This window comes from Xanthomonas sp. F4 (assembly GCF_011761895.1).
Genome location: NZ_JAASQX010000003.1, coordinates 336,731 through 354,539 on the forward strand (window position 1 = coordinate 336,731; position 17,809 = coordinate 354,539).

At 70.1% G+C, this 17,809-nt stretch carries 13 protein-coding genes; 11 read left to right on the plus strand and 2 right to left on the minus strand.

Annotation, left to right across the window (positions count from 1 at the left end):
• The 7 genes from mrdA (at position 1) to FHR66_RS13755 (ending at position 10,593) form a co-directional block, all read left to right on the plus strand.
• Entirely contained in the window at positions 1-2,061 is a 2,061-nt protein-coding gene (mrdA, locus tag FHR66_RS13725; RefSeq protein ID WP_160966737.1) for a penicillin-binding protein 2, read from the plus strand.
• Positions 2,058-3,164 (plus strand): rod shape-determining protein RodA, encoded by a 1,107-nt coding sequence (gene rodA / locus FHR66_RS13730; RefSeq protein WP_160966739.1) that lies wholly within the window; start codon positions 2,058-2,060, stop codon positions 3,162-3,164. Before mrdA ends, rodA begins: the two co-directional genes overlap by 4 nt.
• Before the next feature lie 326 nt (positions 3,165-3,490).
• Positions 3,491-4,831, plus strand: a complete 1,341-nt coding sequence (locus FHR66_RS13735; protein ID WP_160966741.1) for a virulence factor family protein — start codon at positions 3,491-3,493, stop codon at positions 4,829-4,831.
• Entirely contained in the window at positions 4,828-6,258 is a 1,431-nt protein-coding gene (locus tag FHR66_RS13740) for a glycoside hydrolase family 28 protein (RefSeq protein WP_456361761.1), read from the plus strand. Before FHR66_RS13735 ends, FHR66_RS13740 begins: the two co-directional genes overlap by 4 nt.
• A gap of 353 nt (positions 6,259-6,611) precedes the next feature.
• Entirely contained in the window at positions 6,612-7,748 is a 1,137-nt protein-coding gene (mltB, locus tag FHR66_RS13745; RefSeq protein WP_160966743.1) for a lytic murein transglycosylase B, read from the plus strand.
• Entirely contained in the window at positions 7,745-9,232 is a 1,488-nt protein-coding gene (locus tag FHR66_RS13750) for a septal ring lytic transglycosylase RlpA family protein (RefSeq protein WP_160966745.1), read from the plus strand. Before mltB ends, FHR66_RS13750 begins: the two co-directional genes overlap by 4 nt.
• Positions 9,233-9,381: 149 nt before the next feature.
• Positions 9,382-10,593 (plus strand): D-alanyl-D-alanine carboxypeptidase family protein, encoded by a 1,212-nt coding sequence (locus FHR66_RS13755; RefSeq protein WP_160966747.1) that lies wholly within the window; start codon positions 9,382-9,384, stop codon positions 10,591-10,593.
• 169 nt (positions 10,594-10,762) lie between these two features.
• Here FHR66_RS13755 and FHR66_RS13760 read toward each other — a convergent pair whose 3' ends face one another.
• Complete coding sequence (locus FHR66_RS13760; protein ID WP_160966749.1) at positions 10,763-11,815, minus strand: lipid A deacylase LpxR family protein; 1,053 nt, start codon at positions 11,813-11,815, stop codon at positions 10,763-10,765.
• Positions 11,816-12,169: 354 nt separating this feature from the next.
• Here FHR66_RS13760 and FHR66_RS13765 point away from each other — a divergent pair, with 354 nt between their 5' ends.
• The 4 genes from FHR66_RS13765 to FHR66_RS13780 all read left to right on the plus strand — a co-directional run bounded on the left by FHR66_RS13765 (position 12,170) and on the right by FHR66_RS13780 (position 16,587).
• Positions 12,170-12,448 (plus strand): YbeD family protein, encoded by a 279-nt coding sequence (locus FHR66_RS13765; protein ID WP_160966751.1) that lies wholly within the window; start codon positions 12,170-12,172, stop codon positions 12,446-12,448.
• The gene (gene lipB, locus FHR66_RS13770; RefSeq protein ID WP_160966753.1) at positions 12,436-13,143 is read left to right on the plus strand and encodes a lipoyl(octanoyl) transferase LipB; all 708 of its coding nucleotides are present in this window, start codon (positions 12,436-12,438) and stop codon (positions 13,141-13,143) included. The genes FHR66_RS13765 and lipB overlap by 13 nt, the downstream gene beginning before the upstream one ends.
• 22 nt (positions 13,144-13,165) lie before the next feature.
• Complete coding sequence (gene lipA / locus FHR66_RS13775; protein WP_160966755.1) at positions 13,166-14,176, plus strand: lipoyl synthase; 1,011 nt, start codon at positions 13,166-13,168, stop codon at positions 14,174-14,176.
• Between the two features lie 233 nt (positions 14,177-14,409).
• Positions 14,410-16,587, plus strand: coding sequence for a carboxy terminal-processing peptidase (locus tag FHR66_RS13780; protein WP_160966757.1), 2,178 nt, complete (start codon positions 14,410-14,412; stop codon positions 16,585-16,587).
• Between the two features lie 404 nt (positions 16,588-16,991).
• Here FHR66_RS13780 and FHR66_RS13785 read toward each other — a convergent pair whose 3' ends face one another.
• Entirely contained in the window at positions 16,992-17,735 is a 744-nt protein-coding gene (locus FHR66_RS13785; RefSeq protein WP_160966759.1) for a sulfite exporter TauE/SafE family protein, read from the minus strand.
• Positions 17,736-17,809 lie beyond the last annotated feature (74 nt).

Below are 17,809 nucleotides of genomic sequence, written 5' to 3' on the forward strand. Positions count from 1 at the left end.
ATGGCCTTGCACCCGCGCCGCGCGCAGAAGAACCCGCACGCCGAGGCCGAGCAGTTCCGGCGCCGCGCGGCACTGGGCTTTCTCGGCGTGCTGGTGGCGTTGCTGGGCCTGGGCGGCTGGTACTTCAAGCTGCAGGTGCTGGACCACGACGTCTACGCCACCCGCTCCGACGCCAACCGCATCAAGCCGCGGCCGGTGGTGCCCGGGCGCGGCATGATCTACGACCGTAACGGCCGCCTGCTGGCCGAGAACGTGCCCGCGTTCCGGCTCGACGTGACCCCGGACAAGGTCGCCGACATGGATGCGTTGCTGGCCGAGCTGGGCAAGGTCATCGCGCTGTCGCCGGAAGACATCGAGCGCTTCCAGGCCGCACGCAAGGCCAGCCGCAGCTTCCGCCCGATCACCCTGAAGCTGCGCGTCAGCGAAGAGGAACGGGCACGCTTCGCGGTGGACCGCTGGCGCTTCCCGGGCGTGGAGCTGGAACCCTACCTGACCCGGCACTACCCCTACGGCGACCTGTTCGCGCACATCATCGGCTACGTCGGCCGCATCGACGAGAAGGACCTGGAGACGCTGGGCGAGGGCAACGCCGCGCTGACCCACATCGGCAAGTCCGGGCTGGAGCGCTATTACGAGGAACAGCTGCGCGGCAAGGTCGGCTACGAACAGGTCGAGACCAACGTGCAGGGCCGCGCGATCCGCACCGTCGGCCGGGTGCCGGCGCAGTCCGGCGCCGACCTGCGCCTGTCCATCGACGCCGACCTGCAGCGTGCCATGGTCGCCGCGTTCGGCGACTACCAGGGCTCGGCGATCGCCATCGATCCGCGCACCGGCGAGATCCTGGCGATGGTCAGCCTGCCGTCCTACGACCCCAACCTGTTCGTCAACGGCATCTCCCACGCCGATTTCCAGGCGCTCAACAGCGACCCGTCGCGGCCGCAGTTCAACCGCCTGGTGCTGGGCGGCGTGGCGCCCGGCTCCACCATCAAGCCGTTCATGGGCCTGGCCGGCCTGGACAGCGGCACCCGCCGCCCGGAGGACAAGATCCTCTCCACCGGCATGTTCTACCTGCCCGGGGTCAGCCGCGGCTGGGGCGACTCGCACCGCGGCGGCCACGGCTGGACCGACCTGCGCAAGTCCATCGCGCAGTCGGTGAACACCTACTACTACAAGCTGGCCATCGACATGGGCATCAGCAAGGTCGACCAGTACATGAGCCGCTACGGCTTCGGCGTGCCCACCGGCATCGACCTGGTCGGCGAGACCGGCGGCATCGTGCCGTCGCCGGCATACAAGGCCAAGAGCCGCAAGGAAGCCTGGTACCCCGGCGACACGGTCAACATCGCCATCGGCCAGGGCGACTGGAAGGTGACGCCGCTGCAACTGGTGCGCGGCGTCGCCGGCCTCGCCGATGGGCAACTGCGCACGCCGCACCTGGTGATGGCCACGCGCGAGGCCTTCGACCAACCGTGGGCGCCGGTACAGCCGGGCACGAGCAAGCCGATCAGCGACAACCCCAGCAACCTGCAGGCGGTGCGCGAAGGCATGATGGACACCATGCGTCCGGGCGGCAGCGGCCATGCCATCGCCATCGGCGCGCCGTACGAGATGGCCGGCAAGACCGGTACCGCGCAGGTGGTCAGCCGCAAGGGGCTGGCGGCGGTCGATCCGCGCAGCCTGCCGATGCACCTGCGCCACCGCTCGCTGTTCGAAGGCTTCGCGCCGGCCGACAAGCCCACCATCGCCCTGGCGATCGCGGTGGAAGGCGGCGGCTACGGCGCCAGTACCGCCGCGCCGATCGCGCGCAAGATCTTCGACGCCTGGCTGCTCGGCCGGCTGCCGCCTGGCGTGGAGCCGCTGGACAGCCTGCGTGGCGCCACCGCCTTCGGCAGCCACCTGTACTACGCCGAGGATCCGGGTTCGCGCGCCGCGGCCGATGCGGTCGCGCTGGCCGCCGGTGAGCGCCCGGTGCTGATCGGCCAGGCCGAGGTGGACGCCGCGGCGGTGCCGCTGCAGGCCGCGCCGCCGCCGATTCCCGACGAAATTCCGGACGAGCGATGAAGGATTTCCTGCGCTGGCTGGTCGAGATCGGCGGCCGCTTCACCCGCACCCTGGACTGGCCCATGTGCCTGGCGCTGGGCGCGTTGATGGCGATGGGGCTGGCGGTGCTCAAGAGCGCCGGCGGCATGCACCTGGTGATGGCGCAGGGCGCGCGCTTCGCGATCGGTGCGGCGGCGATGTGGGGCCTGTCGCGGGTGTCGGCGCTGCGCCTGCGCGCCTGGACACCGATGATCTACGCGTTGTCGATGCTGCCGCTGTTGGCGGTGTTCGTGCTGGGCACCGGCAAGTATGGGCGGCAGTGGCTGGACCTGAAGGTGTTCTACCTGCAGCCGGCCGAGCTGTTGAAGATCAGCATGCCGATGATGGTGGCCTGGTATCTGCACCGCATGCCGCTGCCGCCGCGGATCCCGACCGTGCTGGTCAGCGCGGTGATCATCGGCATTCCTACCGCCTTGATCATGCTGCAGCCGGACTTCGGTACCGGTGTGCTGATCGCCGCCAGCGGCGGCTTCGTGCTGCTGCTGGCCGGCCTGCCGTGGTGGTGGGTGGGCATCGCGGTCGGCGGCGTCGCCGCGGCCGCGCCGGTGGCCTGGTTGTGGCTGCTGCGGCCCTACCAGAAGGACCGCATCATGATGTTCCTCAATCCGGAGAACGACGCGCTCGGCGCCGGCTGGAACATCATCCAGTCCAAGATCGCGATCGGCTCCGGCGGCCTGCACGGCAAGGGCTGGGGTCTGGGCTCGCAGTCGCACCTGAACTTCATTCCCGAGCAGACCACCGATTTCGCGTTCTCCGTGCTCAGCGAAGAGTTCGGCTGGATCGGCGTGGCCACGGTGCTGACCCTGTACCTGATCGTGATCGGGCGCTGCCTGTGGATCGCCTCGCAGGCGCGCGACACCTTCTCGCGGCTGCTGGCCGGTGCCACCGGCCTGGCGTTCTTCGTCTACGTGCTGGTCAACGGCGGCATGATCTCCGGACTGCTGCCTGTGGTCGGCGTGCCGATGCCGCTGATGAGCTACGGCGGCACCTCGGCGGTGTCGCTGCTGGCCGGCCTGGGCCTGGTGATGGCGGTGAAGGCGCACCGTCCGGTGCACGGCTACTGAGCGAGCGGCACCGCGGCCGCTGCGCGCTGGCTTAACCGCGCCCTTGCAGGCAGGTGACTGCATTATTGCGGCGCGTGTCGCGCATGCGCACAATGCGCGTCGATGCCACGTGACGCGCGCCGCTCCCCCCGGCCCACACGCGTGCAGGAACTTCCGGGCAGGCAGGTGCGACCCCGCGCATCCATCCCAGCCCACATCGCCGAGGCACCCCACGCAGCGCATCCGCCGATCCGGGCCCTGGCCCGTCCGTTCGCGTCGTCCGCCGCTCCCTCGCCGTTCCAGTGGTTGTCCCGATGCTCGGCGTTGGCCGAGATGGATGCGTATTGATGAAATTCCTGCGCGTGTTGCTGTTGACGAGCGTGGTGCTGGGCCTGAGCGGCTACGCACTGCTGCGCTACTACTTTCCGCCGGGGGCGCTGCACGTCCGCGGCTATGGCCGCACGACCCTGGTGCATCCGCAGGGCGCGCCGCAGGGCGTGGTGATCCTGCTGGCCAGCGGCAGCCCGGCGCAGCGGCAGGCCGCTGCGCAGCGCATCGCCGCCAGCGGCGCGCTGGTCGCGGTGGTCGACGGCCAGCGCTATCTGAAGCATCTGCGCCATGGCGGCCACGGCTGCGACAAGGCCTGGCACGACGCCGAACGGCTGAGCCGGCGGCTGCAGCGGCAATTGCACGGCGACAGCTATTACCTGCCGGTCTTGGCCGGGACCGGCACCGCCGCGACCCTGGCCGCGCGCATCGTCGGCGCGGCGCCCTCCGCGACCCTGGGCGGCGCCATCGGCGTGGCGCCGGCACCCACCGAGGTCTGCGCCGGCACGGCCGCCGCCACCGCGGCGCAGGGCTTCGTCGACACCGTGGCGGCACCGGCCGATGGCGGCGTGGATGCCGCGCTGGCCGCGCGGGTGGCCGCGCACCTGCATGCGCGCGGCCGCGGCGGCGCGCTGGACGATCTGCCGCTGACCGAGCTGCCGTCGGCGACCCCGGGCGCGCCGCTGGCCATCGTGCTGTCCGGCGACGGCGGCTGGCGCGACATCGACAAGGGCATGGCCGAGGCCCTGCAGCGGCGCGGCATCGCCGTGGTCGGCTGGGACAGCCTGCGCTACTTCTGGCGGGCCAAGCCGCCGGCCCGCGCCAGCGCCGACCTGAGCCGGGTCATCGCCTACTACCAGCAGCGCTGGCGTCCGCAGAAGATCCTGCTGGTCGGCTATTCCTTCGGTGCCACCACGCTGCCGTTCATGGTCAACCGGCTGCCGCCGGCGCAGCGCGAGCAGGTCGGCCTGGTGGCGTTGCTGGGCCTGGAGCACAAGGCCGATTTCCAGATCCGCGTGCGCGGTTGGCTCAATCTCGGCGATGACGACGACGCGCTGCCGGTGCAGCCGGAACTGGCGCGCATTCCCGCGGCGCAATTGCTGTGCGTGTACGGCGACAAGGAAAAAGATACGCTCTGCCCGCAATTGCGCGCGCGCGGTGCGGAGGTCGTGGTGTTGCACGGTGGTCACCATTTCGACGAACGTCCGGCCGGCCTGGCGACGATCGTCGATACCCGCTGGCAGCAGCTGTCCGCCGGCGCGCAGCCCATCGCCGAACTGCGGACGCCGCCGCACCATGCACCGGCCGCTGCATCGCCCTCGGCCACGCCGCAGCCACCGCAGGCGGCACTCCGGCAATGACCTCGCGCATGCGCGCGGCGCTGCTGCTCGGCGGCCTGCTCGCCGCCGCTGCGTTCGGCAGCGCGGCGGCGACCGGCGATTCCCGCCGCGTCGTCGAACCGCGCCTGCCGCCGCTGTGCATGACCCTGGACGCCGCCTTGCAGGCGCAGCAACGCCGCTTCGCCGATGCGCAGGAGCGCAGCCCGCCGGACACCGCGCGCATCCAGGCCGCGCTCGACCGCTGCGCCGATGGCGCGCATGGCGCGGTGCTGTTGCGCGCCGGCCGCGGCACTGCCTTCCTCAGCGGGCCGTTGACGATTCGCAGCAACACCACGCTGGCGATCGACAGTGGCGTGACCCTGTTCGCCTCGCGCCAGCCCGCCGATTATCAGGTCCCGGGCCGCAACGCCTGCGGCCAGGCGGCGGCCCGCAGCGGCGGTTGCCGCGCGCTGATCACCTTGCAGGGGCGCGCGCTGGGGGTGATGGGCGTGCGCGACGCCGCCGGCCACCAGGGCAGCATCGATGGCCGCGGCGATTTGCCGATGCTCGGCAGCAGCGACAGCTGGTGGCAGTTCGCGCGCAGCGCCAAGGCCGCCGGCCAGACCCAGAACGCGCCCGACCTGATCCGTGCGCAGGACGTCGCCGATCTGCAGCTCTATCACGTCAACCTGCTCGACGCGCCGTACTTCCACGTCTTCGTGCACGGCGGCGACGGCGTCACCGTGTGGGGCGTGCGGGTCAGGGCGCCCGCCAACAGCCCCAACACCGACGGCCTGGATCTGGACAGCGTGCGCAACGCGACCCTGGCCGACAACGACGTGATGGCCGGCGACGACGGCATCGCGATCAAGACCAGTGCCGCGCGCTCGGCCGACATCACCGTGCGCGACTCGCGCTTCTACGGCACCCACGGCATCTCCATCGGCAGCGAGGTGATGTACGGCGTCGGCAACGTGCTGGTGGACGGCAACAGCGTGGTCGGTCATGACGCCGACGGCATCGTCGCCACCGATAACAACGGCCTGCGCATCAAGACCGGCCTGGCCAAGGGCGGCCCGGTGCGCGACGTGCTCTACCGCAACACCTGCCTGTTCGGCGTGGCCAGGCCGCTGGTGATCACGCCGCTGTACGGCCACGACCACGGTGGCAGCCGCAGCGGCAGCGTGCCGACCTTTGCCGGGATCGTGGTCGACGGACTGCGCGCGCAGGACACGCCCGCCGGCAAGGGCAGCACCGTACAGGGCCACAGCGCCGCGACGCCGCTGGACCTGGTGCTGGCGCACGTGGCCGCCGACGTCACCGCCCTGCATGCCAGCAACGCGCACATCGGCGTGGATCAGTCCGACCTGCGCTTGAGCGAGGACAGCAGCGCGGCTTCCACCTACGCGACCACGCTCGCAGGCTCGGTCCCGGCCTGCGCGCATGCGCCGGTGTTTCCGGCGCTGTAGCCCGTTGCGCGGCGCGCGCCGACGCGCTCGAAACGTCCGCCGTTGAGAGTGCCTGGCGTGAGACGCCACCACAAAGGCGCCGCGCGGGCGTGGCCCATGCCGATGTCGCCTGCGCGCCGGTGCCGTTCCGCCGCTGACCGTCCACTTGTTCCGGGAGCGCCATCACAGCGAGAGCCTGCTGCGACCGCGGGGTAATCCCAGGCGGTGTTTCACGCTCCGGCAGCAGCAGGCGGCCCTGAAGGTGCAAGGCGCCCTGGGAGAGAATGCTGCGGGCGCACTTGACCTGCGGCAAAGTTCTTTTGTTTCATGGCGTTATTGGTAGAAATTCATCTTGAATCTGGTAGTCTGCCGGCATGATCCGACGCTCGCTGATTTGCCTGCTCACGCTTGGCCTGGTCGCATGCGCGACCCAGCCCAAGGCGCCACCGTCGCCGCCGCAGGCCAGCGCGCCGCCGCCTGCGCCGCGCCCGGCACCACCGGCCGAGGCCGCCCCGGAAGTGGTGCAGGCACCGCCGGTGGACCTGACCCCGGTGCCGTTCGAGGTCGCCCGCGCCAACTTCGTCCGCGATACCGCGGCCAAGTACGGCATGGAGCCGGCACAGATCGAGGCGACCCTGGCACAGGCCCAATTCAAGGATGCGATCGTTGCGGCGATGTCGCGCCCGGCCGAGCGGGTCAAGCCGTGGAGCGAATACCGACCGATGTTCATCAGCCAGGCGCGGATCGATGGCGGCCGTGCCTTCCTGGCCACGCATCGCGACGAACTGCAGCGGGTGCAGGCGCGCACCGGCGTGCCGGCCGAAGTCATCGTGGCGATCATTGGCGTGGAGACCAGCTACGGCAAGAACGCCGGCTCCTACCGCGTGCTGGACGCGCTGTACACGCTGGCGTTCCGCTATCCGCGCAGCGGCGATCCGGCCAAGCTCGAGCGCGAGGTGCGCCGCGAACTGTTCTTCCGCGACGAACTCGGCCAGTTGTTCGCGCTGGGCCGCGAGGAGAACCTGGACATCACCACCCTGATCGGCAGCTATGCCGGCGCGATGGGCCTGGGCCAGTTCATGCCCTCCAGCTACCGCCAGTTCGCCGTCGATGGCGATGGCGACGGCAAGCGCAACCTGTTCACCGACTACGACGACGCGTTCTCGTCCATCGCCAACTACTTCGTCAAGAAGGGCGGCTGGGTGCGCGACGGCGTGGTCGCGGTGCCGGCGACGCTGCGTCCGGGCGCCGAGGAATTCAATCCCAGCGACTGGACCCCGACCTACACCCTGGCCGACCTGGCCGCGCGCGGCTACACGCCGACCGCGCCGGTGCCGGCGACCGCCGGCGGCGCCACCCCGATCACGCTCGACGGCAGCGCCGGCAAGCAGTACTGGCTGGGCTTCCAGAACTACTACGCGATCACCCGCTACAACAATTCCAAGATGTACGCGATGGCCGTCTACCAACTGTCCCAGGCCATCGCCGGCAAGGAGTTACCCCCGGCATGAACCCGAACGCGCTGCTCCGGATCGCTCCCGTCGTCGCTGTGCTGGCGCTGGCCGCCTGCAGCAGCGCTCCGAAGAAGACCGCCGGCGGCGCCAGCCCTGGCATCCGCGTCGAGGGCAAGGGACCGGCGCACGTCGCCACCGGCTGCCCGTCGACCTCGCCCTACGCGCCGGCCAAGGAAGACCCGTCCAAGCGCGGCAACTACACCGCCGGCGGCCTGTACGCGCCCGGCGTGCGCGATACCACCCCGGACTACGTGCCCAACGTCGCCTGCATCCCCGAGCCGCTGGTCACCGACGAACCGCGTTCGGCGATCGGCAACCGCTCGCCGTACACGGTGCTGGGCCGCGAGTACGTGGTCATCGACGATCCGCACAGCTACGTCGAGCGCGGTACCGCCTCCTACTACGGCGGCAAGTTCCATGGCCGGCTGACCTCCAACCGCGAGGTCTACGACATGTACGCGTTCACCGCCGCGCACAAGACCCTGCCGCTGCCCAGCTTCGCCCTGGTCACCAACCTGGACAACGGCGAATCGGTGGTGGTGCGGATCAACGACCGCGGCCCGTTCCACGACGACCGGCTGATCGACCTGAGCTACGCGGCGGCGGTCAAGCTCGGCATCACCGGCAAGGGCACCGGCCGCGTGGAAGTGCGCGGACTGACCCCGGCCGACAACGGTGATCTGCTGGCGCGTCGCCGTACCGGCCGCCAGCCCGCGACGCTGCTGGCCAGCGCGCGCAGCGACGCCACCACGCGCGATCCGGCCGCGGTGCGGCGCGCCGCGCAGATGGACGACCTGGTGAAGACCCTGCCGGCGAAATCGAGTGGATCGGCCGGCGGCACCGTGGCCGCCGCCGCGACCGTGCCGGCGCGCGCGGTTCCGGTGGCCGCGGTTGCCGCGCCGACCGCCGCGGCGGCGACCGCGACGGCCGCGGCGCTGCCGGAAGGCGAGCGCTGGCGCTACCGCGTGCAGGACGCGCCGGGCCGGGTCGGCGATGCCGATCGCTTCGATGCCTGGATGAAGTCGCGCGGCGTGCGCGTGGCCACCGGCAAGCCGACCACGCCCGCGCCCAGCGTGGCCGCGGCGAGTGCGCCGGCACGCGGATCCCGTGGCGGCGCGACGGCCAAGCCCACTGCCGCGCCTGCGGCCGCCGCGGCAGCGCCGACCGTCGCCGTGGCGACGCCGGCGACTCCGCCCGCGCCGGTCGCCACCACCGCGCCGCGCGCCGAGGCCGACAGCGCGCGCGGGCCGCTCGGCATCCTGCTGCAGGTGGCCAGCTTCGCCAGTCGCGAGAACGCCAACCGCGCGCTGTCGCGGCTCGCTTCGGCCGGCATCGTCGGCGCCAGCATCAGCGACATCGTCTCCGGCGGCCGCACCCTGTGGCGGCTGCGGGTGGCGGCCGAAGACCATGGCCGCGCCGCGGAGCTGGCCACCCGCATCGCTGGCCTGGGTTTCGGCCGGCCGCAGATCGTCAAGGATTGAGGCGTCGCGCCCGCCGTTGCGGGCCTGCGCCGCGCCGATGGCTTAACGCCGGTTCGCGCGCGGGTCCGCGCCGCGCCTGCCAGGGCGCCGGCTCGGCCTACAATGTCGCGTTTTCCATCGGCCTTCGGGCCCGCCAGGAGTCGTTTTAGATGAAATTCCGCTTCGCCGTCGCTGCCGTGGCCACGTTCGCCGTCGGCCTGGTTTCCGCGCAGACGCCCGGCCCGGTTCCCGCGCCGCCGCCCGCTGCTGCCGCCGCTCCGGCCACCGTGGCGATCCCGCCCGCGCCGAAGCCGGCCGTGTCCAAGTCCTGGGTGCTGATGGACTACGCCACCGGCCAGGTGCTGGCCGGCGAGAACGAACACGCACGCGTGGCCCCGGCCAGCATCACCAAGGTGATGACCTCGTACGTGATCGCGGCCGAACTGAAGCTGGGCAAGATCACCCGCGACGACCAGGTCATGCTCAGCGAGCGCGCCTGGCGCGAGGGCGGTGCCGGTACCGACGGCAGCTACAGCGGCTTCCCGGTCAACAAGACCGCGCGCCTGGAAGACATGGAAAAGGGCATGGCGATCCAGTCCGGCAACGACGCGGCGATCGCGTTGGCCGAACATACCGCCGGCAGCGAGGAAGCCTTCGCGTCGCTGATGAACGAGTACGCGAAGAAGATCGGCATGACCGGCTCGCACTTCGTCAACGCCCACGGCTTGTCGGCCGAAGGCCACTACACCACCGCCTACGATCTGGCGCTGCTGGGCCGGGCGATGGTGCGCGACTACCCGGAAACCTACGCCTACAACAAGATCAAGGAATTCCGCGTCGGCGACATCACCCAGCCGAACCGCAACCTGCTGCTGTGGCGCGACCCCAGCGTGGACGGCATCAAGACCGGTCACACCTCCGAGGCCGGCTACTGCCTGCTCAGCTCGGCCAAGCGCGGCGACCAGCGCCTGATCGCGGTGGTGATGGGCGACAGCTCCGAGAAGCAGCGTGCCGAGGACAGCCTGGCGCTGTTGAACTGGGGTTTCCGCTTCTTCGAGACCCACAGCCTGTACGAGCCGGGCAAGCAGGTCGCGCAGCAGCGCGTGTGGAAGGGCACCGAGAAGCAGGTGCTGCTGGGCGTGGCGCAGCCGCTGCTGGTCAGCGTGCCGCGCGGCCGCTACAACGAGCTGAAGCCGGCGATCGAAGTGCCCAAGACCCTGGAAGCGCCGATCAAGCAGGGCCAGCAGATCGGCATGGTCAAGGTGAGCCTGGACGGCAAGGTGGTGGCGCAGGCCCCGCTGGTGGCGCTGAAGGCGGTCGACGAGGCCGGCTTCTTCAAGCGTCTGTGGGACAGCTTCTGGATGTGGTGGGAATCGGAGTAAGTTCCTCTCCTCTCGAAAAAAGCCGGCTGATGCCGGCTTTTTTCTTGGGGATTCGGGAGTGGGGATTCGGGATTGGTGGCGACAACGCGTGCTGCCTCTCGTTCTCGTACGGCACTGCGCGCTCGCGAAGACTTGCGAATCACCAATCCCGGCTCCCCAATCCCGGCGGCTAAAGCCGATAGCTGATCGTGAAACTCCCGAATACCGGCGTCTGTCGCTGCAGGTCGAATTCGCGGGTGCGCCAGTAGCGGGCGAGCGCGAATTTCCACTTGCCGCGCGTCACCGCCAGGCCGACACCGGCGTCGCCGACGAAGGGGCGCTTCTTCACGCTGTGGCTGTCGCGGAAGGTGTTGCCGTCCAGGGTGATGTCGCGCAGTACCCAGCGGCCGTCGCTGGTCACGAACAGATGCGCCGACCAGCCGCTGCCGACGCTGCTGGCGGGCGGGGCGACGTTCTCGCCGGCGGGACGCAGCGGCGAACTGCCGAAATCGTCCGGCAGCTTCCAGCCCAGGCGCAGTTCCATGCCGGCATTGGCGTGGGTGTCCAGCGTGCCCAGCGCGCCGCCCCAGTGGCTGATCGCGTCCCAGCCCCAGCCGTCGCGGCTGCCCTCGCCGGACCAGCGGCGCATGCGTTCGTGCAGCACGCGGAACACCGGTTCGTCGTGCAACTGGTTGTCCCAGCCCTGGAACTTGGCGTCGCCGAGCACCTCGTGCACCGCATCCTGCACCTGCTTGCCCTGTGCCGAAGGGCCGATCAGTCCCAGGGTCAGTTGCGTGGTGCGCAGGCGGTCGTCGTTGCGCGCGTTGTAGCCGATGTTCATCAGCAACAGGCCGGCGTAGGGACGGTCGTCCTCGATCAGGTCGCGGCGGGTCTTGTCGGTGGGGGTGAACAGCGCCTGCCCGATCGCGAAGGTCATGTTGCGCTGGGTGAAGTCGCTGTTCGGCTGCAGCCAGGTCAGAGAGCGGTTCACCGCCCGCGCCAGCCGCGGCAGGCAGGGGTCGTCGGTGTAGTCGCGCAGGTTCGGCGAGACCAGGATCAGGCCGAAGCCGTTGGTATAGCCCTGATCCTGGCCGGCACCGCCAAACAGATCGTTGTCGAGGCGGAAGTTGACCGTGGGCGGGGTCGCCTCCCGCGTCTCGCGTGGGCATTCGGTGGCGGCGGCCGGCGCTGCGGCGAGGGCGAGCGCGGCGGCAAGGGGGAGAAACGGGCGCGATGACGGCATGGACGGCGTCTCTGGTCGGGAAGGGGAGTGAGCGGCGATGCGCGCCTGCGGCAGCCGATGCCGGCGAACACCCCGGACCATGAACGCAGCCCGTGCGACAAGGATAGGCAAATGTGGCGTAGCGGACAAATTCGTCCGTTTGGGTTTGTCCGTCCCATTTGCCCTCTTGCCGTGTGAAGGCGACGGTGCACCGTGCGGGGGCAGGGAGGCACTGCCCCCGGCAGGAGGCCACGCCACGGCGACGCCTGGTCAGTCGGTCGGTACCCTGTCCTGCGCGGCTCCGGGTGCCGGAGCACTGCCGGCCCACTCGGGCGCGGCCTTGGGTTTGTCCGGCGCCGGCCCGATAATGCGGGCATGGACATCACTTCCGACAACCCCGATCACGGTTTCCAGTTCCCCGGCGTGTTCGAACTGAGCGCCATGGGCACCGCCGACACCGGCCTGGAGGCCGAGCTGCCGCGCCTGCTCGCCGCCGCCGGCGTGGAGGTGATGGACGAGCGCATCAGCTGGAAGCATTCGTCCAACGGCAAATACGTGTCGGTGCGCATCGCCTTCCGTGCCGCGGACCGCGCCCAGTACGACGCCGCGCACCAGGCGCTGCGGGAACACCCGGAAGTGAAGTGGACGCTGTAGCCGCGGACGCGCCAGTGGCGCCGGCAACGACGCTGACGCCGTGCCGCGTCCGCCAGCTCGGCCGCCAGCCCTACGAGCCGGTGTGGCGGGCGATGCAGCGCTTCACCGATACGCGCGACGAGGCGACCCCCGACGAGTTGTGGGTGGTCGAACACGACCCGGTATTCACCCTCGGCCAGGCCGGCAAGCCGGAACACGTGCTGGCGCCAGGCGACATCCCGGTGCTGCAGGTCGACCGCGGCGGCCAGGTCACCTACCACGGCCCCGGCCAGTTGGTGGTGTATCCGTTGCTGGACCTGCGCCGGCTGCACATCGGCGTGCGCGACTACGTGTGCCGCATCGAGCAGGCGATCATCGACACCCTCGACGAATGGAACATCCTCGGCCAGCGCCGCGAGGGCGCGCCGGGTGTCTACGTCGGCGGCGCCAAGGTCGCCGCGCTCGGCATCCGCGTGCGCCGCGGCTGCACCTTCCACGGCCTGTCGTTCAACGTGGCGATGGACCTGGAGCCGTTCCACCGGATCAATCCCTGCGGCTACCAGGGCCTGCAGGTGACCGCGGTGCTAGACTTGGGCGGTCCCTCCGGCATGCAGGCGGTCACTCCGGTCCTGCTGGCCCAACTGGCGCGCCAGTTCGGGCTGACCCTGCAGCCGCTCGACGCCTTGCCCGACCTCTCGCTCACGCACGCGGCCTGACCGCCTGCCCGCCGACCACGCCATGACCCAGCCCAGCGCACGCTCCATTCCCTTGCAGGTCCTTTCCGGCGACAGCGCCTCCGCGCCGCTGCAGACCGGCGTCAAGCAGTTGGGCGGCGACAAGATCGCGCGCTCGCCGGTGCAGTTCGCCGACGCGCCGGTGCTGCGCAAACCCTCGTGGATCCGCGTGCGCATTCCCTCCGGCAATGCGGTGCAGACCCTCAAGGCCAAGCTGCGCGAGAACCGTCTGGTCACCGTCTGCGAAGAGGCCAGCTGCCCGAACATCCACGAGTGCTTCGGCCACGGCACCGCCACCTTCATGATCCTGGGCGAGGTCTGCACCCGGCGTTGCTCGTTCTGCGATGTCGCCCACGGCCGGCCCAAGCCGCCGGACGCCGGCGAGCCGGCCAGCCTGGCGCAGACCGTGGCCGACATGGGCCTGAAGTACGTGGTGGTGACCAGCGTCGACCGTGACGACCTGCGCGATGGTGGCGCCCAGCATTTCGCCGACTGCATCGGCGCGATCCGCGCCGCCGCGCCGACCACCCGCATCGAGATCCTGACCCCGGACTTCCGCGGCAAGGGCCGCATGGACCGCGCGCTGGAGATCCTGGCGACCAATCCGCCGGACGTGTTCAATCACAACATCGAGACCGTGCCGGACCTGTATCCCAACGTGCGTCCCGGCGCCGACTACCAGTGGTCGCTGACCCTGCTGAAGAAGTTCAAGGCGCAGCATCCGGCCATCGCCACCAAGTCCGGCATCATGCTCGGCCTGGGCGAGACCCTGGAGCAGGTGCAGGCGACCCTGCGCGACCTGCGCGCGCACGACGTGGACATGGTCACCATCGGCCAGTACCTGCAGCCGACCGCGCACCATCACCCGGTGATGCGCTACTGGACGCCGGACGAATACAAGGCGCTGGAGGAGTACGGCAACGCGCTGGGCTTCAGCCACGTCGCCTCCGGCCCGATGGTGCGCTCGTCCTACCACGCCGATCGCCAGGCTGCCGGCGCCGGCGTCGCCGCCTGATCCTTCTCCGCGCACATGGCCCGCGCGCATCGCGCATGGCCGCGGCGGCGACGCACGTTCGTCGCCGCACAGCGACCGTCCACACGGCTCGCACCGGCAACGTTCACACTTCTGCGCATGTCGGCCGCTAGTCTGCTTCATGAACAGGTGACACGGCCTGCAACTTGCGTCACTGTCGTGTTGTCTCACGCGATGTGCTGCCCCCCTGACGGCCTGGTGCCGAGAGTTCCCAGATGAAATTCAAAGCTTCCGCCTTCCTGCTGGCGTTTGCGCTGACCGCACCGCTGGCGCTGTTCGCCCGTACCGATGCGCCCGCGCTGCCGGCCGCTGCCACCGCCGACCAGGCCACCACCGCCAAGCTGGTGTACGGCCTGCTTTCCGACAGCCGCTACGCCTACCGGCCGCGCGCCCTCGACGAGGCGACCTCGAAGGAGGTCTTCAAGAAATATCTGGAGACCCTGGACGGCAGCAAGCAGTTCTTCACCCAGGCCGACGTCGACAAGTTCGCCGGGTTCCAGAACAACCTCGGCGCCAACATCTCCTCCGGCCAGCTGGAACCGGCGTTCCAGATCTTCGCCGTGTACCGGCAGCGCGTGGGCGAGCGCATCGCCTATGCGCGCAAGCTGCTCAAGCAGGACTTCAACTTCGACGGCGACGAGAAGTTCGAGTACGACCGCAAGAACGCGCCGTGGGCCAAGGACGACCAGGAACTGGATGCGCTGTGGCGCAAGTCGGTGATGAACGACTGGCTGCGGCTCAAGCTGGCCGGCAAGAAGCCGGAAGACATCCGCAAGACCCTGGATCGGCGCTACGCCAATCTCGACGACTCGGTGAAGGAACTGAAGAGCGAGGACGTGTTTCAGTTCTTCATGAATGCCTACACCAACACCGTCGACCCGCACACCGACTATTTCACCCCGCGCACCGCCGAGAACTTCAACCAGCAGATGTCGCTGTCGCTGGAAGGCATCGGCGCGCAGCTGCAGAAGCAGGACGACCTGGTGGTGATCCGCGAGGTGATCCCGGGCGGCCCGGCCGCGCTGGACGGCACGCTCAAGCCGGGCGACCGCATCGTCGGCGTCGGCCAGGGCAAGACCGGGCCGGTCGAGGACGTGATCGGCTGGCGCATCGACGACGTGGTCGCCAAGATCCGCGGCGACAAGGACACCCAGGTGCGCCTGGAATACATCCCGGCCGAAGCCGGCGTGGACGGCAAGCACCGCCAGGTGCTGCTGACCCGGCAGAAGGTGCGCCTGGCCGAACAGGCCGCCAAGGGCGAGACCATCGAACTGCCGGCGAAGGACGGCGAGCCGGCGCGGCGCATCGGCGTGATCAAGCTGCCGGCGTTCTACCAGGACTTCGAAGGCCGTCGCCGCAACGCCAAGGACTATGCCTCGGCGACGCGCGACGTGGCCAAGCTGCTGGCCGGGTTCAAGACCGACAAGGTCGACGGCGTGGTGCTGGACCTGCGCAACAACGGCGGCGGTTCGCTGGACGAGGCGATCGAACTGACCGGCCTGTTCATCGAGCAGGGTCCGGTGGTCCAGGTGCGTGAATCCGGCGGCCGCGTCACCGTCAACAGCGACCAGAACCCGGGCGTGGCCTGGGACGGCCCGCTGGCGGTGCTGATCAACCGCGGCTCGGCCTCGGCCTCGGAGATCTTCGCCGGCGCCATCCAGGACTACGGCCGCGGCCTGATCATCGGCGAGACCAGCTTCGGCAAGGGCACGGTGCAAAACATCGTCGACCTGGACCGCTGGCCGGCCAACGAGACCGACCGCTTCGGCCAGGTCAAGCTGACCATCGCCCAGTTCTTCCGCGTCAGCGGCAGCAGCACCCAGCACAAGGGCGTGGTGCCGGATATCGCCTTCCCGGCTAGCGTCGATGCCACCGAGTTCGGCGAAAGCACCTACGACAACGCGCTGCCGTGGAGCCGCATCGCCGCGGTGCCGCACACCCAGTACGGCAATTTCGCGCCGCTGCTGCCGAAGCTGGAGGCGCTGCACAACAGCCGCATCGCCAGCGACAAGGAGTTCCAGTGGTGGGAAGAGGACGTGCGCCAGTTCCGCGACGAGGCGGCGAAGAAGTACGTGGTGCTCAACGAGGCCGAGCGCCGCGCCGAGCGTGAGAAGCAGGACGCGCAGCGCAAGCAGCGCCAGGAGATCCGCAAGCAGCTCGGCCTGCCGCTGGATCCGCTGGCCGACGACAGCAGCGACGACGGCCTGACCGGCAACGAGCGCGACATCGTCAAGGATGCCGCGCGCGAGAAGCTGGTCGACAAGCGCCCGGATCCGCTGCTGCGTGAATCGGCCTCGATCCTCAGCGATGCGGTCAATCTGCTGGAGAAGGACCATCCGCTGTCGGTGCAGGTCCTGCCGCAGTCCACCGGCCCGGGGCGCTGGGCCGACTGAGCTCGCGCTCCACCGTCGCGAACACCGAACGCGCCATCGCCCAGCGATGGCGCGTTTTTCATTTCAGGTTCGGGCTTTGCAGGGCAGGCGTGCGCCATCGCCGTGCGCCCGTCGATCGTCCGCCGTGTCGATGCTTGCGGAGGGTTGGGCGGACTGAGGGGCCGGCCTGCAGTTTTTGGGTGATTGGTGAGAACCGCGGGCGTGGCGTTTGGTCTGCCGCGCGCTTGATGCGTGTCGTCGTAGGAGCGGCTTCAGGACACTCTCGTAATGCCTCGTTGCCGCAGCTCGGCATGGTGTGTCATCGCGATTGTAGGAGTGGCTTCAGCCGCGACAGGCATTCCCGGTAACGCCCGTCGCGACTGAAGCCGCTCCTACGGCCGAGCGGTTGTGGCGGGATCACATCTTCAGCCCAGCGCCTGCCACAGTTGGTGCAAGCCCAGTCCCAGCAGGGTCAGGAAGAACACGCGGCGGAACGCGCTGGCGGAAATGCGCTGGCGCAGCCGTGCGCCCAGCCACATGCCCACGGCCGTGGGCAGCAACGCCAGCAATGACGGACCCAGCGCTTGCGCGGGGAAGGCGCCGTGCGCGACCAGTGCCGCAGCCAGCGCCAGGGTGGCTGCGGCGAAGCAACTGCCCAGGGCGCGCATCAGCGTGTCTCGCGGCAGGTCCAACGCCACCAGGTAGGGCAGCACCGGCAGCACGAACACGCCGGTGGCGCCGGTCAGCAGACCGGTCGCCAGGCCCACCGGTGGCCCTGCCCAGCGCGCCTGCGAGGGCGACAGACGCGCCTGCCACTGGCTCAGGCCGAGCGTGGCGTACAGCGCCAGCAGCGCGCCCAGGCCGGCGCGCGCCAGCCGTGGGTCGGCGCCGGCGAGGATGCCAGCGCTGAACCAGGTGCCGACGACGATGCACGCCAGCAACGGCCACAGCCGCCGCAACAGCGCGCCCGTGCCCGCGCCCCAGGCCTGTTGCAGGTTGGTCAGCAGCGAAGGCAGTGCCAGCAGCGCGGCGGCCTCGGTCGGCGTCAGCCACAGCCCCAGCAGGCCCATCGCCACCGTGGGCAGGCCCATGCCGGCCACGCCCTTGACGCCGCCGGCGAGCAGGAAGACCAGGGCGATCGGCAGCAGGTGCGGTGCGAGCGTGTCCATGGCGACGAGCATCGGCGCGTCGCGGCGGCCGGACAATGCGCGAATGCTTCAGGCAGACTTCGGCAACGACGAAG

Bases quoted from the DNA above. Each gene is read 5' to 3' on its own strand.
- FHR66_RS13755 (WP_160966747.1), top strand. From the start codon at position 9,382: ATGAAATTCCGCTTCGCCGTCGCTGCCGTGGCCACGTTCGCCGTCGGC.
- mltB (WP_160966743.1), top strand. From the start codon at position 6,612: ATGATCCGACGCTCGCTGATTTGCCTGCTCACGCTTGGCCTGGTCGCA.
- rodA (WP_160966739.1), top strand. From the start codon at position 2,058: ATGAAGGATTTCCTGCGCTGGCTGGTCGAGATCGGCGGCCGCTTCACC.
- mrdA (WP_160966737.1), top strand. From the start codon at position 1: ATGGCCTTGCACCCGCGCCGCGCGCAGAAGAACCCGCACGCCGAGGCC.
- lipA (WP_160966755.1), top strand. From the start codon at position 13,166: ATGACCCAGCCCAGCGCACGCTCCATTCCCTTGCAGGTCCTTTCCGGC.
- FHR66_RS13760 (WP_160966749.1), bottom strand. From the start codon at position 11,815: ATGCCGTCATCGCGCCCGTTTCTCCCCCTTGCCGCCGCGCTCGCCCTC.
- FHR66_RS13735 (WP_160966741.1), top strand. From the start codon at position 3,491: ATGAAATTCCTGCGCGTGTTGCTGTTGACGAGCGTGGTGCTGGGCCTG.
- FHR66_RS13740 (WP_456361761.1), top strand. From the start codon at position 4,828: ATGACCTCGCGCATGCGCGCGGCGCTGCTGCTCGGCGGCCTGCTCGCC.
- FHR66_RS13780 (WP_160966757.1), top strand. From the start codon at position 14,410: ATGAAATTCAAAGCTTCCGCCTTCCTGCTGGCGTTTGCGCTGACCGCA.
- FHR66_RS13750 (WP_160966745.1), top strand. From the start codon at position 7,745: ATGAACCCGAACGCGCTGCTCCGGATCGCTCCCGTCGTCGCTGTGCTG.
- FHR66_RS13785 (WP_160966759.1), bottom strand. From the start codon at position 17,735: ATGGACACGCTCGCACCGCACCTGCTGCCGATCGCCCTGGTCTTCCTG.
- FHR66_RS13765 (WP_160966751.1), top strand. From the start codon at position 12,170: ATGGACATCACTTCCGACAACCCCGATCACGGTTTCCAGTTCCCCGGC.